Below are 15,518 nucleotides of genomic sequence, written 5' to 3' on the forward strand. Positions count from 1 at the left end.
TATTTGACCTACAGAGGAACGCTATTGATTAAATGCTTCTGTAATGGTGAAAGTAGAGTTAGTTTTAGACCCCTGATGGCTAGAATCAAACCCAACAGATTTAACTTGTTGATTAATATATTGATATGCTTCATCCAGTCGCGCTTTATCACCATCGCTACCTTTAAATGAAAACTCAGCGAAAGTTATCCGAGGTTTACGGTAGTAAGGGGTCCAAATTTGGAACTCCATTTCAATATCGTTAAAACGCTTATCTTTAACAAATCCGTCCCAACCATGAGTTCGCATCACCACGGTTTGAATCAAATCTTGCTTATGTTGATTGTATATATCACTGACAATGTCCCACATCGCTTGATTGCGTTTTATGATGTCAAATACCGTAGCGATATTAACGTGCTGTATGTCGATGTCATTGGGAGAATAGGGCAGATCGTAACTGACGCTATAAGCTGCATTACCCTCGGTATAGTCGACTTCAGCCTTTTTGTAACCACTCAGTTCGCCGAACGCTTGAGGGTTATCGGCACGTAATTTTATGGTGATTTTGCTTTTACGTGGTGTAGTCACATTTTCTCTAACTCGAATATTAATGTGTTTAGCATTAAAATCACGATTAGGCGTATCAATAAATGTGACCAGTTTTATGCTTAATTCCTCTTCGAGAGTGATAAAACTAAATGTATTTGTAAAATCAGGCGTCAGTTGATCTGCAGCATAAGGTAATGTGCTAGCCACTCCAGTATTGACGTGGTATTCCAAAGACGTAAATTGGTTCGGTGAAAGTGCATAAGCACCGCTATGGAGGCATAAACTAACTAAGCCGATAACAAGTAAATGAGTCTTCATTTTCACTATCTCCTAAAAAGCAAACTGCACACGAGCTTGGATGATATTTCCATCTTGGTCGTATCGCGTGACACCATCAATGTCGACATAAGCTTCTTTATAATCTGCTTTGGTATGGACATAGTTAAGTTGAGTTTTTAGGTTATTTTCTAAATACCAATTTACACCCAGGATATAGTCTGTTTTTTTGCCGCCGATAATATCTGAGTCAGTATCATCAAAGTTTGCGTGGTCATACCTAACTGCAAGTTCCCAAGCTCCGTAACCTCCAGCAGAAATGGCACTTGCAGGGCTGATCGCTTTAAAGGTGCCTTTTTTGTTACTGTATTGCCAGCTTTCACCGGTTAAGGTGTACACGGCTTGAGCATAATAGCTATCGACAGTAATTGTTGGGTCATCGACTTGGTCAGCTTTTGCGATCATGTACTCGGCTTGCAATAGTAGATTATTACGTTGATAAGCCGCTTCAATACCATAATGTTGGGTTGAGTCTGCATCAAATTTGCCAGTGTCGATAATTCGACCTGCTGGCTTACTGCTTGGGCGAGCACGGTAACGTGTTTCTAATACTTCATCATTGTTTAAGGTGTAAAGCGCACTTGCGCCTAAATGTAACAGGTGGACATTATTATTGATGGGGGCTGCGGTGAATCTTGCATTGAAAATATCTTGTTGGAAATTTTGGTCGTCATCGTCGAATCCGGCATTCATACCATAACCAATTTTGAAATTATAATAGTTGGCAATATAACCCCACTCAATACCGATGCCTCGCTCTGGAGAGAATGTATCCGTTGATGCTCGCTCTAAAAACGCCAAGTTTTTTGAGCTTCCGGTCGCTTCTAATCCAAAGCCAAATTTTTGAAAGCCAATGGTTAACTCATTATTGTCCCAGCCTCTATAGCTCACATTGGCATCTTTTATTTCAACGTCCGAGTCACCGTCAAAATCAAATTCGAGAGCATATTTCCATACATTTGAAAAATAACCTTCAATACCAAAACGGATACGACGTAAGCTAGCATCGTTAAATTTATCTTCATAAGTGAATTTGTTACCCGTGTACAGTTCATCAGCACTGACATAATCAGCTTGAAAACGACCGGTAAATTCAAGGGTAGAACTGCCATCTTTAGATATTAATTCTGGGGTTGGACTGCTTTTTGAAAACTTAATTCGGTCTACTTTATTTGCCGCATCCTTTGCTTCAATTAACTCTTTTTCAAGGGCATCTAATCGCCGCTCTAGTTCGATGATTTTGTCAGAATCAGCCGCCATTGCATTTGAGGGAAAACACAAAAGCGCAACTGAAATTGCCAGCGCAACACTGGAGATAGAGAATACTGTTTTGGTAGTCATAATAGTCATCCTTTGAATATTTATTATTATTTAACGAAATGTTAAATCCACTCAATCTAGTTGTTTAAGAATATGACTATTACTGTGATCAAAATATGATCGCCATCAACTAATCTTGACTAAATCTTACAATTTTCTTCTTTTTTGTTTGTTTGTCGTTTCTGGTTGGTTAACAAGAATTTTTGTAGAAAAAAGTAGAAATGTAACTTAATGGTATTATCAGTAAAAGATAAGAAGGCTGGAACAATCTGTTTTAATGTAAGTGACTAATTCAATTATTTTTTAATGTCTATTTTATATTGTCGAGTAGATTGTGCTTAAATGTGGTTCTGGTCATATTGTAATCGAATAATTGACACGTTATGTATATCGATAAATTGATGCTTAGTTCATTTTTAAAACAATTTTGACAAAAGTTTGATGGGTTAAGTAATGCTTTTGTTGTACTTTGTGTCTGTTTATATAAGAACTTAATTTTTTAAAGATGGGTTTTAAATAAATGAATGTTGCATTAAAACGGCGAGGTATTATGATTTATCCCATTCATTTTTATGATGAGATAAATTAAAGATGTCATTAACAATCTGTTTTATAGGCTATTGAATCAATGGTGGTATTTTGTTGTTGATGTGACGAGCTAATGCCGTCGTTTGATGTTGTTATCATGATGAGCAAATAGATTGAGGGAAATGAAGCATGCTTTACCTGCGCAGGCTTCAATTTATCAGTTCAAATTATCTGTTCAATTACCAAGAGGTAAAAGGCTGCTTCATTAGCATTGAGTTGTAATAGCGTCTGTCACCCGTTACTTCTTTACCTAACCAGCTGGGCTTGTGTACTTTTTGTGCTTCATCAGTAAGCTCTACCTCTGCAACCACCAAGCCTTGATTTTGCTGGTAAAACTCATCAACTTCGAAAGTGTGATTCTCAAACTCGACTAAGTAGCGTGTTTTATCAATAACACCAGGCTCACAAATTTTGAGTAGATCCTGTGCTTCAGCGACTGAGATTTCACTTTCCCATTCATAGCGGGAAGCTCCAGACTCATTACCAATGCCTTTAATGGTTAAAAAACCTTTATCACCTTTCACTCTAACTCGGACAGTCCGTTCAGGCACACTCGATAAATAGCCTTGAATGATACGGACCGAACCAACGGCCTGCGATTTAAATAAATCGCTTTTGACTAAATATTTACGTTCGATTTCTTGAGCCATGATGCAAATCCTTAATATTTATCCAACCAACTTGAGTTACCGTCGGACTCATTAATGTTAGTTAGCGAGAGGTAAGCTTTTCATCCCAATAACGCGTTTTATCGCTTGTAAGTAATTGATATTTTCAACTCCTGTCAGCTTTAAATCACTTATGGTTTTTTGTATATCTTCTATTTGAGTTGATTCGCTGTTGATACTGACAATTCGCGCGCCATTAACGAGCACGTTCGCTAATTCACAAATTGTATCATTAACCATATAGGCGTAGCGCTGTTTATGAATGTTGACTGCCTGTAAGTCTGGGTGGTTTTCGATAACAACGAGGAAGTCTTCTAAACAATAGCTGTCTTGGGTTAATGCGGGTAAATCAACCATAAACGCGGGGAATATTTCTTCAATCAGTTGTGTTTTACTCAGTGGAAATACCGCTTTAAGTTTAGGGGCCCATTGTTCTAAGCCGTTGACCGTTTGCACATAGGATTTTATATCCATCTTACCGTCGCGAATTTTGGTATTGTTCAAATCATTGGTGCTGGAGATGATATAAATTTCGTCACTTTCTCGGCACCAAAGCTTTTCTGGTACGGGTACCGATAAGCGCGCCATACGATAGGATGCTTCGGTAAAGTGTTGCCCGAAAGTTCGAAATTCAAAACGAGGTTTAGATATTTCACCGATGGTTAATTCAGACATGAGTCAGTCCTTTTATGCTGTCGTAGAGTTCGGATGAAGCTCAACCGTCACAATACTCCCAAGAGATGATAAAGAAACAGATCCAGATCAATGTTGTTATTGATAAGTTTCAATCTAATCTTACATAAGTCGTATTGTGTGATAATGATTTTTGTCATTAACTTATGATTTTAATAGAAATATTTAAATCATAATTTAAGTCGTTCGTTCTATGTGAATATTTAATTAAAACTAGTTTGTACTTTCGTTGATCTAGATCGAATTTCATTGCTACTTTTACGGGTAATGTTTATTCAGCAGTCGCATTGCATCGAAAGGTAAACAAAATGACCAAGGAAACTCCTTCAGCGACAGACCCACTGGATATGAATCAATATCGAATGGAAAAGCTGCCAATTCGAAATAAAAGTACCGTTGAACAATGGTTAGCTCGTATAGGGATTTGGATTGCACTTGCCGTGTTTGTATTTTTACTCACCGCCGACCCTATGCCTTTTTTAGTTAACATTGATAGCACTATGCTAAGCAAAACTGCGGCAGAACATTTTGACCAAGCCGGAGAAGTGTTGTTTAGCTGGCATGGTCAGGCAATGTTTGCGATTTTCTGTGCGGCTATTATTCTCTGGATAACAGAGCCTATACCGAATTATTTAACGTCATTGATGGTGATTATTGCGTTAGTGCTAACGGGAGTATTACCCGAAAAGGTAGCATATGCGCAATTAGGTCATCCGATAATGTGGCTCAATATTTTATCGTTTATCTTGGCTTCTATGTTGGCGACTACAGGCGTAGCTAAGCGCTTTGCGTTATGGTTTATCTGTCGTTTTGGTACTAGTGCAACCCCCATTTTTTACAGCTTTATGTTAATCAATTTGGTTTTGTCGGCCTTTATTTCTGCAACCACAGCAAAAGCCGCCATTCTCATGCCGATTTTTATGGTGATAGCCGCGGTGTATGGTGCTCGAGGTGGTGACAATAAAAATAATTTTGGCCGCAACTTAGTGCTGCAAAACCTACTGCAAATTAACTTATGTGCTGGCGCTTTTGTAACGGGCTCTGGGGCGAATTTATTGGCTGCGAGTTTAATCGCTGGTGCTATTGGTGGTAGTTTCTATTTTGCCGACTGGATGATTATTTCGATGCCTGTGGTAATTTGCATGATTATTATTGGTTGGTTTGTTGCGACAAAGATTTTTTTCCCATTATCTCCCGAAGAACGCTTACCGCAAATTGAGGGCGGAATGGACCGTTTACAGCAAGAACTCAATAAAATGGGCCGAATATCATTTGTCGAAATTAAATCTATTGTGATTTTTGTGACTATTTTGATATTTTGGGCAACCGACAAATATCACGGTGTCAGTGCTACCGCGGTTGCATTTATTGGCGCCATTGTGGCTTTGCTTCCTCGGGTTGGTGTGGTGAACTGGAACCAGGTAGATGTGCCATGGCACTTATTACTTTTTTCTGCGGGGGCGTATACCTTGGGGGCTGGATTCAAACAAACTGATTTACCTAATCTGGCAGTAAATTTTAGCCTAGAGTATTTTGGTTTAGATGAAAATACACCCTTCAGCGTTTTCTATATAATGTTAACTGGTGCAATGTTGTTTAGCTCGGTGATATTTCAATCAAAAACGATGCGAACGATGTTGTTTATCCCCATCGCGATTGGGGTCGCCCAGCGTTTTGATTTTCCTATTATGAGTTTGGCATTACCTGTAGCACTCCAAATAGAGCATGTTTATGTTTTACCTTTTAATAGTAAGCCAGCTTTACTGCTGTATTCCACCGACCATTATAGTTTAAGTGACACGTTTAAATTTGGATTTACCATGCTAGTTATTGCTTGGGTGGTATGCATCGTATTGGGTGAAACGTGGTTTAGATGGTTAGGTTATACCCCAAATGGGGTGTTTTGGTAGCCTTCAAATCGTAAGACAATAGTATTGAGTACTAAATATGAGCGCAAAGAAAAATGAAATCCGAAGTAAATTGGCGCTACTGCAATTAGCAACGGAACTTGGCAGCATAAGCAAAGCATGCGGCATCATGGGTTACAGCCGTGACAGTTATTATCGTTTCAAAAAACAATATGAAACGGCTGGTGAACGTGGTTTAAAGAACTTATCTCGAAGAAAACCAGCATTAAAAAATAGAGTTTCCCAAGCTGTAGAAGACCAAGTTATTGAGATAGCACTTGATTACCCTAATTATGGTCAAGCAAAAGTCGCAGAGTTGCTGACCGCCCGAGGCTGCGCTATTTCTGCCAGTGGCGTTCGCACTATTTGGGTTAGGCATAACTTAGAAACCAAGAAAAATCGATTATTGGCTTTACATAGCAAGCTAAAACAAGACAATAATTTAGCGCCTTCGGATCAAGTGCGCATTGAAAAACTGTATCAACTCGATTCAAATGATCCCATCTTTGAGTGTCTTTACCCAGGTGATATTTGTGTGCAAGACACCTTTGATTTAGGGGTTATAAGCCCATTAGGCCAGTTATATCAACATACGTTTGTTGATGGTTATAGTCAGTTTGCGATAGCGGTGATCATGCCAGAACGTGATTCTGCTTCAGCCGCTGAGTTTCTTGAACAAACTGTTCTACCTTGGTATGCCACTGCCCAAGGGCTCAATATCAATACTATTTTAACCGATCGAGGCAGTGAGTTTTTTGGCAAAAAAAGCCAGCAGTTTAGCGATGTTTTATCTGCTCATAATATTAATCACATTCAAATGAGAGCGTACAATGGCCCTGTTGTAAATGGTCTTGCAGCTCGTTTTCAAGACCTAGCATATCATGAGTTTTATGAGCCATTCTTGAAAGAAAACAAAGCCGGTTCGTTGTTAGAGCTCAATCAACAATTGGCGAATTGGTTGTATGACTATAACCATAATCATGCCATATCTGGGCGTTATACATTAGGTAAAACCGCTGCAGAGGTACTGAAACTCACTAAGCACTTATCAGAAGCATCAAGCCAATGTAATTAACATTGCAGATGGCAGTTTACAAACCTAAAGTAGAACGGTCGTCTAGAGTTGTTTGCTATAACCATAAAAGTGGTACGCGGTTAGTTGTGGGGGATTATCGGTATTACCGCCTTCAAAATGTGTTGATGGGTTTTGCTCAATGCTACGCCAGTAAATAACAGGCATAAAAAAACCGTAAACGCCTATTAAGTGCTTACGGTTTGATAAGTATTAAATACTTATCTCATAGTAACAAACTCTTCTGCACCCGTTGGGTGTATTGCTACTACGGCGTCAAAGTCTGCTTTGGTTGCGCCCATTTTCATTGCTACGCCAAAACCTTGCAGTATTTCATCCATGCCAAAACTAATGCCGTGAATACCGACAACCACTTCATTATCACCAGCACAAACAAGCTTCATTTTGCAGGCTTGGCGATGTGCTGTAACAGCTGAGTACATTGAGGTAAACGTTGAGGCGTAAACCTTAATATTGTCTTGGCCATACTTTTCAGCGGCTTCTGGCTCAGTTAGACCCATGGTGCCGATAGGTGGATGGCTAAATACCACTGTTGGAATTAAGCTGTAATCCATTTTAGCGTCTGGCATGTTGCCAAATAAACGCTCTGACAACAAACGACCCGCTTTAACGGCAACAGGGGTTAATTCAACACCGCCCGCCATAATGTCGCCAACACAATAAATACCTTTCGCGGTGGTATTTTGTTGCTCATCAGTAATGACATAGCCTTTAGCATCTAATTGCACATCGGTGTTTTCTAAGCCGATATTGCCTGTTGATGGTGAACGACCAATGGCCCAAATGAGGCAATCAATCGTTAAGCTTTGGTCATTTTCTAATAGTAATGTCAAACTACCATCGGCATTTTTGGTGACCGATTTAGGTACGCTGTGAGTGTGAAGCGTTGGGCCGTCGGTGGCCATAGCGTCAACTAATGCGTCGGTTAAAATAGGGTCAAAGTTACGCAGTGGCGCATGTTTACGTACTAATAAATGCGTTTCGCTGCCCAGTGCGTGTAATACACCCGCCACTTCAACAGCAATATAACCGGCACCCACAACCGCTACGCGCTTAGGTTGCGCACGTAATGCGAAGAAACCGTCAGAGTCGATACCGTGTTCAGCGCCAGGAATATTAGGAATTGTTGGTGCGCCGCCAGTGGCAACCACAATATGGTCGGCAGTGTAGTGCTCGCCATCAACTTCAATGGTGTTGTTATTGATAAAGCGACCATAGCCATTTAATAAAGTGACTTTATTGCTCGCAAAGCCACGGCCATAAGCATCATGAATACGGCCAATGTAGGCTTCACGATTGTCGACTAGCGTATTCCAATCGAATTTATTGACGGTAACATCAAAGCCATAGTCTTTGGCGTAGAGGTTCAGTGCTTCAGCGACATGAGCGCCATACCACATGACTTTTTTAGGAACACAGCCGACGTTAACGCAAGTGCCGCCAACGTGCTTTGCTTCAATAATTAATACTTTTGCGCCACGCATTGCTGCACGGTTTGCTGAGGCGATACCGCCACTGCCTGCGCCAAGCGCGATATAGTCAAAATGTTGAGCCATGATTATCTCCACTGCGGTTAATGCATCCATTGTAGGGGGGATTGTGTTTGCAATCTAGTCGTTCCCCCAATGCATTGTTAGCGTTTATGTTGGCATTCACCACGGTCAACGTTATTAGGACCGCTGGTTGCGCACTTAAGGCAGGCCCATTCTCTTTCTCTAATATCGATTTCATCTTGATAATGACTAAATTGACTGTTTTGGGTATGGCGTTGCTTCTTTTGTAACTGCTTTATGCGGCTATGCAACCAGCGACAGCTTGGATCGTTAGCGATTGTCGCACTCTTTAAGGTGGTGCGCTTTACAGTTGATGAGCGCGTGTTGTTTTTTTTGATGGGTGATTTTTTGTGTCTCGGTTTAAGGTAAATATCATCGGCTCGATATTCTAAAGCTGAGCTTTGCTCTGTGGGGATAACAATCACATTACCTTGATGATCGGTTGCGTACTGCGACGGGAGTGAGTTGGCATTGTCATTGGTTAACTGGGTGGGTTTATCGGGCTGTTTAATCATCAGTTTGGTGAGCTCGCTGGCAAGTAATGAGGCACTGAATAACATCATCACCGCGGCGAATAAGATAAATAGTATATTGATAAGTCGAGTTAACATAAGCTTCCTTGCTTGAGTCTAGGGGGCGTCCTGTAGCCCCTTTAGTCTAGCCTTGGATTGCTAAAATGCTAGCAAAGCTTAAAAACTCAGTTTGAAATGCACCCCTGCATAGGTTTGATCTAAACTGCCCTGAATATCATCGGCACTGGCTTGTTGCTTAATATCTCCTTGAGCGATGCTGTGGCTAATGTGTGCAGATAATGCCATTGAATCATTCAACTTTTGTTCGGCTTCTAGTCCAAATTGGAAATGGTTAGCGCCGTTGTGTTCTTCACTGCTGTATTGATAATCAAATCCCTGAACAATGTAAGGTGTCAAAGTGAAGTGTTGATTGATTTCCCATGGGCTATGTATGCTCAGTTCAATGAAATAGCCGCCAGCTTCGGTTGCATAAGTGTAGTTAACAGCGGGTACAAACCAAGTTAATCCATTAACCGTTAACGCGCCGAAAAATTCATTATCGGAACAGCGCTCATCGCCATAAAATTCTAAGCGCTGGTAGCCTACTGTGGCATCAATATTATTAGCGAGATGTAAGGTGTATTCTAGCCCTAGGTTCCATTCCACATAATTCACTTGGTCTGCTCGCCCTACAATGGCATAAACAGCTAGGTCGTTTTGTTCAATATTTGCCACTGCCCATGCAATACCGCCATGCTCTAAATTATTACGACCTTGAGTGACATAATTATTTTCCCAAGCAACATCAACCCCTGCAGTCGGCTGGTATTCTGCCGTGGCGAACGCTGACGAGGATGTCATCAAGCACATCATCGTAGCCATTGCACAACAAAAGGCGCGGGCATAATGGTTGCGGTTTGATAGGCAAAAATCGAAGTTCATGTTTATTGAGCTCATATCGAAAAATGGGAAAGTGCTTTTAATCAAGCGAATGGTAGCCCTTTTAGTGGGAAAATAAATGATAATCAGTCTCGTTTGGGATCTGCCTGTCAATATTAGTTGTGTAAATTAAGTGTAAAATTAAATTGGGATCTTAGTCACTCTATTTGTTGATCAAATCAGTTAGGTGACTGAGCTTGTTATACGTTGAATCAACGATAATATGGTCAAACTTAGTGATGATAAGGCCTGTGTATCGCCTCGAAACTAAGGTTATATGTATCGGGATAAATTGTTTCTACGCTTGAAAACGGTAACAATTAGCCCAATATAAGCTAAATACTCACGCGACATATTTCGAGGAATCTTTATGAGCAATCCATTGCTAAGTAGCGCAGAATTACCAGAATTTTCAAAAATTAAACCTGAACACATTCAGCCTGCAGTTGAGCAAGCCATTGCCAAATGTCGTGAGACTATTGAAGTATTATTAGCAAAAAATAGCCAATACACTTGGGACAATCTCATTGAGCCTCTTGAAGACGTTGATGATGAGTTAAGTAAAATGTGGTCGCCTGTGTCGCACATGAACTCGGTGATCAGTAGTGATGAATTACGTGATGCTCACGATGCTTGTTTGCCGTTGTTGTCAGATTACGGCACCTATGTTGGCCAGCATCAAGGTTTGTACGAGGCGTATAAATCGATCCACGAATCGGCAGACTTTGCCCAGTTAACTCAAGCGCAAAAAATGGTCATAGAGCAGAGCTTACGTGACTTTGAATTGTCGGGGATCGGCTTGGATGACAGTCAAAAAGCCCGCTATGGCGAAATGGTTAAACGCTTATCTGAACTCACCAGCAACTTTTCTAATCAACTGTTAGATGCTACTGAAGCGTGGACTAAGCTTATTACCGACGAAGCAGACTTAGCGGGTTTACCTGAGTCAGCCATCGCCGCAGCTAAAGCTATGGCAGACGCCAAAGAGCAAAAAGGTTGGTTATTCACTTTAGACTTTCCGTCTTATTTACCCGTAATGACCTATAGCGAAAACCGTGAGTTACGCGAAGAGTGTTACCGTGCATTTGTGACTCGCGCATCTGACCAAGGCCCTAATGCCGGTGAGTTTGATAACACCAATAACATGAATGAAATTGTGGCATTGCGCCATGAGTTAGCCAATTTACTCGGTTTTGCCAGTTATGCGGATAAATCGTTAGCCACCAAAATGGCAGAAAACCCAGCACAAGTATTAGGCTTTTTAAACGAGTTAGGCGAACGGTCTAAAGACCAAGCGTCAACTGAATTAGCCGAACTACGTGCCTTTGCCAAAGATCATTACAACGTGACCGAAATGGCCTCATGGGATTTGAGTTTTTACGCTGAAAAACTGCAACAACACAAGTACGAAGTATCGCAAGAAATATTGCGTCCGTATTTCCCAGAAGACAAAGTCTTGTCAGGCTTGTTCTATACCGTTAATCGCTTATTTGGTTTAACCATTAGCGAACAAAAAGGCGTAGACACTTGGCATAAAGATGTACGTTTTTTCCATATTCATGATGCCGATAAAGTACACCGTGGCAGCTTCTATCTCGATTTGTATGCTCGTAGCGGTAAGCGTGGCGGCGCATGGATGGACGATTGTCGCGGTCGCCGGGTTACCTCTACTGGTTTGCAAAAGCCGGTGGCCTATTTAACCTGTAACTTTAATGGTCCTGTCGACGGCAAACCGGCATTGTTTACCCATGACGAAGTCACCACAATGTTCCATGAGTTTGGCCACGGCATTCATCACATGTTAACCAAAGTGGATGTGGGCGGAGTGTCTGGTATTAATGGTGTACCTTGGGATGCGGTAGAGCTACCAAGTCAGTTTATGGAAAACTGGTGCTGGCAAGAAGAAGCATTAGCGGAAATTTCTGGTCACTATGAAACGGGCGAACCATTACCAAAAGCATTGTTAGACAAAATGTTAGCGGCGAAAAATTTCCAGTCGGGCATGATGATGGTGCGCCAACTTGAGTTTTCACTGTTCGACTTTAGAATGCACCACGAGTTTGACCCCGCTAAAGGCGTCGATATTCAAGGCATTTTAGACCAAGTGCGTAGCCAAATAGCGGTATTAACCCCACCAAGCTTTAACCGTTTTCAACACGGTTTTGCTCACATTTTTGCGGGTGGTTATGCTGCAGGTTATTACAGCTATAAATGGGCTGAAGTATTATCGGCAGATGCGTTCTCGCGTTTTGAAGCTGAAGGTATTTTTAATGCTGAAACAGGTAAAAGCTTCTTAAACAACATTCTTGAAATGGGTGGCAGTGAAGAGCCAATGGAGCTGTTTAAACGCTTTATGGGCCGTGAACCCAATACAGATGCTTTATTACGTCACAGTGGTATTGCGGTGTAGATTTAACCCTATTCCCCAATGACTTCAGCATAAAAAAGCATAAACCTCGGTTTATGCTTTTTTGTTATTTTTAGGGTTCATATACTCAGATAATTTTGAGAGATATTTGTTGCCTGTTAAGCCTTATTTGTCACAGGTCATGCCTTTCGTTCTTGAAGGACTTCTTTAAACGCGAACATGCCATTTAACGCTGCAGGAAAACCGGCATAAACAGACATTTGTAACAGCACTTCTTTTACTTCTTCTTCACTGCAACCAACATTTAAAGCGGCATTTAAATGGACTTTTAGCTGAGGCCTACAATTGCCCAAAGCGGTGAGTGCCGCAACAGTGGCTATTTCTCGCGACTTTACCTCTAACGCGGGTCGGGTATAGATATCGCCAAACGGATATTCAATGGTAAATCGGGCTAAGTCAGGGCTGATATCTTGTAGGCTTTCGATAACATTATGACCTGCTTCTCCGTCAATTTTTGACAATTGTTCCAGACCTAAAGTGAATCTTGAGTTTGGCATTGATGTACTCCTATCGATAAGTAGAAGTCACACCTTACAAGTTAGAGTTAACTCTAAGTCAACTGACTTTATTGGCTTTATACAAACTAATTTTGTTTTCTAACGCCAGTAAATGATTTTTCTGAAGTTCAATGTGAGCCTGTAACTGGTCTTTGTGACACTCAAGTAGTTGTTGGCGGTCTAACACTGTACCGGGCCCTAATGATCGCAATTGGGCATATTGCTGAATTTTGGTTAAAGCCATCCCAGTGTCTTTCAGGCGTTTGACAAAATTAATCCATTCTAAGTCTTTGGCTGTGTAGACTCGATGGCCACTGCTATTTCGTTGAATGTTGTTGAGTAAACCGACTTTTTCATAATAACGCAGCGTATATGAAGATAATCCGGCTAACGTCGAAAATGCTTTCATATTCATCACTTTACTCCTGAGTTAATGATTTTTGTTTCTGTTAAACCTTTATAATACAATCAGTTATTAACTATGCTCTCATGTGTTATAGATGTAAAACAAAGCTATCGAGTAAAAGTTGTTGAGCATTATCAACAAAATTATGTCATCTATCTCGAGTTGATAGCATAGGCACTTTAATCATTTATTACGATAGCCATGTATTGTGATTCAAGCGGATGATTTTGGATTATCACCAATAGGTATATTAGATTTAACATCTTAATAGTATCGTTTATCGATAACTTATTGCTGATAAAGGGCTTGTGTGTTAACTTTGTTTTAACATTAACCAGCTTAGAATGATCATGGATAGAATTGTCTCGTTAAGTAAATGGATTAAATTGCTGATTGTATTTTTAGCTTTATTACAAGTCACTAGTTATAGCGGAACTATGGTGTTCGGAGAATTCCAAGCGGGTGAATATGTGTTAACCATTGATTGGTGGGGTTGGTTTAGTAGTTATCTAGCTGTCGACTTTGGTACACCTTGGCAAGCTCTCGCTCAAAGCCTTTATGATGCGGGATTTCATCCTGGGATCATTCTGGGCAGTGTTGAAATTCTACCTTACCTGTTTATTTACTCTTTTCTCTACCAACTTTTTGGTCTGTATCAGCAAGGTCATGTGTTTACTCCAAGTAACTTCCGCTGCTTGAGCCGTATTGCCTTGGTATTTTTAGTCTGGATTTTACTCAGCCTTTTTTACCCCATGATCATCGCATTTACATTGCACTTTAGCGGTACATCTAGTGCGGTACCTGTTTATTTTAGTCTTGGCAGTCAAGAGTTAAAGTATGCACTTTTCGGGATGATTTTTTACTGTGTAGCATGGGTCATGAAGCATGCAACGGAGCTTCAAGAAGAGGTGGAGTTGACAATTTAATGGCCATAATTATTGAGCTGGATGTGATGCTGGCAAGGCGGAAAATGAAGTCCACTGAATTGGCAGAATTGATAGGCATAACCCCTCAAAATTTGTCAGTGCTTAGAAGTGGCCGTGCAAAAGCTATTCGATTTTCGACACTAGACGCTATTTGCCAGCATTTACAATGCTCGCCAGGTGACATTTTAGTCCACAAGGACGATGAGTAAATTAAGGAAAATAATATGCAAAATTGGCTTAAACAAATAACCACAGGTGCAATGATAGGAACCACAGTGCTGGTTACTTCAGCATGTACTATGCGCCTAAGTGAAAGCACTTTTATTGCCAGCGATGAAGTCCCCGTAGCGTTTACTGCTGAGTTTACTCAACAATTACAGCAGGCGATGCCTAATCATTTGATTACCCCACTTAGATTAGAGGCAAGTGATCACGTTAAGTTAAATGGTTTTTATATTGATAACCCCAATAGCCTTACAACATTGGTCTTTTATCAAGGCAACGGCATGAAAATCGAACCACATGGCCTGTCTGCCCTTACCACATTATCGACGCTTAATACCGACATTTTAGTGATGGATCGTCGTGGATTAGGGGCAAGTGAAGGCCAACCAAGCATTAACAATATTATTGCAGATGCACAGCAACAACTGGATTATTTACATCAGCAATATCAGCCTGAAAAAGTGATATTGCACGGTTACTCACTAGGCAGTTTTATTGCCGCTGATTTAGCAAAAAATAATAAAATAGATGCGCTGATTTTACACGGTTCAGCAACTAATGCCGACGACTGGGTTGATGAAAAAACACCTTGGTATATGGCACCGTTTATGACTTTGGAAATGCCAGAAGATTTTCGTAAAACAGATAATAAGCAAGTGGTCGCGCAATATTATCAAGGGCCATTATTAGTCATTGCGGCAGAAGATGATGAAGAGGTCCCGCCTGAACTGTCTGAAAAACTGTTTGTAGCTAGCCAGTCAGCCAATAAGCAGTTAATTATGGTGCCCAATGTTGGCCATCAAGGCATGTTGGACGATGCCAATACCATGAGTCAGTATCAAACGTTTATTACTGCATTGTGATTTAGTTTGTCTCCAAGTTAATTTCACATGGAT

General features: G+C 40.7%; 16 protein-coding genes. 6 read left to right on the plus strand and 10 right to left on the minus strand.

From position 1 onward, the window contains the following. Positions 1-21: 21 nt before the first annotated feature. From H5181_RS02225 to H5181_RS02240, 4 genes are all read right to left on the minus strand, one after another. Positions 22-849, minus strand: a complete 828-nt coding sequence (locus H5181_RS02225; protein ID WP_182750092.1) for a hypothetical protein — start codon at positions 847-849, stop codon at positions 22-24. 12 nt (positions 850-861) lie between these two features. Continuing rightward, the gene (locus H5181_RS02230; protein WP_182750093.1) at positions 862-2,208 is read right to left on the minus strand and encodes an OprO/OprP family phosphate-selective porin; all 1,347 of its coding nucleotides are present in this window, start codon (positions 2,206-2,208) and stop codon (positions 862-864) included. Between the two features lie 746 nt (positions 2,209-2,954). Further along, positions 2,955-3,425: a CYTH domain-containing protein gene (locus H5181_RS02235; RefSeq protein ID WP_011639290.1), complete on the minus strand. Its 471-nt coding sequence runs from the start codon at positions 3,423-3,425 to the stop codon at positions 2,955-2,957. A gap of 57 nt (positions 3,426-3,482) precedes the next feature. Next, positions 3,483-4,118, minus strand: a complete 636-nt coding sequence (locus H5181_RS02240) for a hypothetical protein (RefSeq protein WP_182750094.1) — start codon at positions 4,116-4,118, stop codon at positions 3,483-3,485. 326 nt (positions 4,119-4,444) lie between these two features. Here H5181_RS02240 and H5181_RS02245 point away from each other — a divergent pair, with 326 nt between their 5' ends. Both H5181_RS02245 and H5181_RS02250 read left to right on the plus strand, forming a co-directional pair. Then, entirely contained in the window at positions 4,445-6,046 is a 1,602-nt protein-coding gene (locus H5181_RS02245; protein ID WP_102036425.1) for a DASS family sodium-coupled anion symporter, read from the plus strand. A 37-nt stretch (positions 6,047-6,083) separates the two neighbouring features. Beyond that, positions 6,084-7,118, plus strand: coding sequence for a helix-turn-helix domain-containing protein (locus H5181_RS02250; protein WP_182750095.1), 1,035 nt, complete (start codon positions 6,084-6,086; stop codon positions 7,116-7,118). A 42-nt stretch (positions 7,119-7,160) separates the two neighbouring features. Here the strand turns inward: H5181_RS02250 and H5181_RS20650 are convergent, their stop codons facing one another. The 4 genes from H5181_RS20650 to H5181_RS02265 all read right to left on the minus strand — a co-directional run bounded on the left by H5181_RS20650 (position 7,161) and on the right by H5181_RS02265 (position 10,062). Further along, positions 7,161-7,283, minus strand: a complete 123-nt coding sequence (locus H5181_RS20650) for a hypothetical protein (protein WP_259396917.1) — start codon at positions 7,281-7,283, stop codon at positions 7,161-7,163. Positions 7,284-7,336: 53 nt separating this feature from the next. After that, positions 7,337-8,692, minus strand: coding sequence for a glutathione-disulfide reductase (gorA, locus tag H5181_RS02255; RefSeq protein WP_182750096.1), 1,356 nt, complete (start codon positions 8,690-8,692; stop codon positions 7,337-7,339). A gap of 77 nt (positions 8,693-8,769) precedes the next feature. Further along, on the minus strand, positions 8,770-9,300 hold the full coding sequence (locus H5181_RS02260) for a hypothetical protein (RefSeq protein WP_123882524.1): 531 nt from the start codon (positions 9,298-9,300) through the stop codon (positions 8,770-8,772). Positions 9,301-9,378: 78 nt separating this feature from the next. Beyond that, positions 9,379-10,062: a hypothetical protein gene (locus H5181_RS02265; protein ID WP_245423170.1), complete on the minus strand. Its 684-nt coding sequence runs from the start codon at positions 10,060-10,062 to the stop codon at positions 9,379-9,381. Between the two features lie 448 nt (positions 10,063-10,510). Between H5181_RS02265 and prlC the strand changes: the two genes are divergently transcribed. Then, positions 10,511-12,550 carry an oligopeptidase A gene (gene prlC / locus H5181_RS02270; RefSeq protein WP_182750097.1) on the plus strand — a complete coding sequence of 680 codons (2,040 nt, stop codon included), beginning with the start codon at positions 10,511-10,513 and terminating at the stop codon, positions 12,548-12,550. 137 nt (positions 12,551-12,687) lie between these two features. Here prlC and H5181_RS02275 read toward each other — a convergent pair whose 3' ends face one another. Both H5181_RS02275 and H5181_RS02280 read right to left on the minus strand, forming a co-directional pair. Continuing rightward, entirely contained in the window at positions 12,688-13,065 is a 378-nt protein-coding gene (locus H5181_RS02275; RefSeq protein WP_182750098.1) for a carboxymuconolactone decarboxylase family protein, read from the minus strand. 58 nt (positions 13,066-13,123) lie between these two features. Next, complete coding sequence (locus tag H5181_RS02280; RefSeq protein ID WP_102037852.1) at positions 13,124-13,480, minus strand: MerR family transcriptional regulator; 357 nt, start codon at positions 13,478-13,480, stop codon at positions 13,124-13,126. A 341-nt stretch (positions 13,481-13,821) separates the two neighbouring features. Between H5181_RS02280 and H5181_RS02285 the strand changes: the two genes are divergently transcribed. From H5181_RS02285 to H5181_RS02295, 3 genes are read left to right on the plus strand one after another with little or no spacing between them, the layout of a single operon-like run. Further along, the gene (locus H5181_RS02285; protein ID WP_245423169.1) at positions 13,822-14,397 is read left to right on the plus strand and encodes a DUF2975 domain-containing protein; all 576 of its coding nucleotides are present in this window, start codon (positions 13,822-13,824) and stop codon (positions 14,395-14,397) included. Further along, positions 14,397-14,606 (plus strand): helix-turn-helix transcriptional regulator, encoded by a 210-nt coding sequence (locus H5181_RS02290; RefSeq protein ID WP_011639279.1) that lies wholly within the window; start codon positions 14,397-14,399, stop codon positions 14,604-14,606. Before H5181_RS02285 ends, H5181_RS02290 begins: the two co-directional genes overlap by 1 nt. 15 nt (positions 14,607-14,621) lie before the next feature. After that, on the plus strand, positions 14,622-15,485 hold the full coding sequence (locus tag H5181_RS02295) for an alpha/beta hydrolase (RefSeq protein WP_182750099.1): 864 nt from the start codon (positions 14,622-14,624) through the stop codon (positions 15,483-15,485). The last annotated feature ends 33 nt before the right edge of the window (positions 15,486-15,518 follow it).

Source organism: Shewanella sp. SG44-2 (genome assembly GCF_014164215.1).
Taxonomy (GTDB): domain Bacteria; phylum Pseudomonadota; class Gammaproteobacteria; order Enterobacterales; family Shewanellaceae; genus Shewanella; species Shewanella frigidimarina.

Bases quoted from the DNA above. Each gene is read 5' to 3' on its own strand.
- H5181_RS02290 (WP_011639279.1), top strand. From the start codon at position 14,397: ATGGCCATAATTATTGAGCTGGATGTGATGCTGGCAAGGCGGAAAATG.
- H5181_RS02250 (WP_182750095.1), top strand. From the start codon at position 6,084: ATGAGCGCAAAGAAAAATGAAATCCGAAGTAAATTGGCGCTACTGCAA.
- H5181_RS02240 (WP_182750094.1), bottom strand. From the start codon at position 4,118: ATGTCTGAATTAACCATCGGTGAAATATCTAAACCTCGTTTTGAATTT.
- H5181_RS02230 (WP_182750093.1), bottom strand. From the start codon at position 2,208: ATGACTACCAAAACAGTATTCTCTATCTCCAGTGTTGCGCTGGCAATT.
- H5181_RS02265 (WP_245423170.1), bottom strand. From the start codon at position 10,062: ATGACATCCTCGTCAGCGTTCGCCACGGCAGAATACCAGCCGACTGCA.
- H5181_RS20650 (WP_259396917.1), bottom strand. From the start codon at position 7,283: ATGCCTGTTATTTACTGGCGTAGCATTGAGCAAAACCCATCAACACAT.
- H5181_RS02225 (WP_182750092.1), bottom strand. From the start codon at position 849: ATGAAGACTCATTTACTTGTTATCGGCTTAGTTAGTTTATGCCTCCAT.
- prlC (WP_182750097.1), top strand. From the start codon at position 10,511: ATGAGCAATCCATTGCTAAGTAGCGCAGAATTACCAGAATTTTCAAAA.
- H5181_RS02280 (WP_102037852.1), bottom strand. From the start codon at position 13,480: ATGAATATGAAAGCATTTTCGACGTTAGCCGGATTATCTTCATATACG.
- H5181_RS02235 (WP_011639290.1), bottom strand. From the start codon at position 3,425: ATGGCTCAAGAAATCGAACGTAAATATTTAGTCAAAAGCGATTTATTT.
- H5181_RS02260 (WP_123882524.1), bottom strand. From the start codon at position 9,300: ATGTTAACTCGACTTATCAATATACTATTTATCTTATTCGCCGCGGTG.
- H5181_RS02245 (WP_102036425.1), top strand. From the start codon at position 4,445: ATGACCAAGGAAACTCCTTCAGCGACAGACCCACTGGATATGAATCAA.
- H5181_RS02295 (WP_182750099.1), top strand. From the start codon at position 14,622: ATGCAAAATTGGCTTAAACAAATAACCACAGGTGCAATGATAGGAACC.
- H5181_RS02285 (WP_245423169.1), top strand. From the start codon at position 13,822: ATGGATAGAATTGTCTCGTTAAGTAAATGGATTAAATTGCTGATTGTA.
- gorA (WP_182750096.1), bottom strand. From the start codon at position 8,692: ATGGCTCAACATTTTGACTATATCGCGCTTGGCGCAGGCAGTGGCGGT.
- H5181_RS02275 (WP_182750098.1), bottom strand. From the start codon at position 13,065: ATGCCAAACTCAAGATTCACTTTAGGTCTGGAACAATTGTCAAAAATT.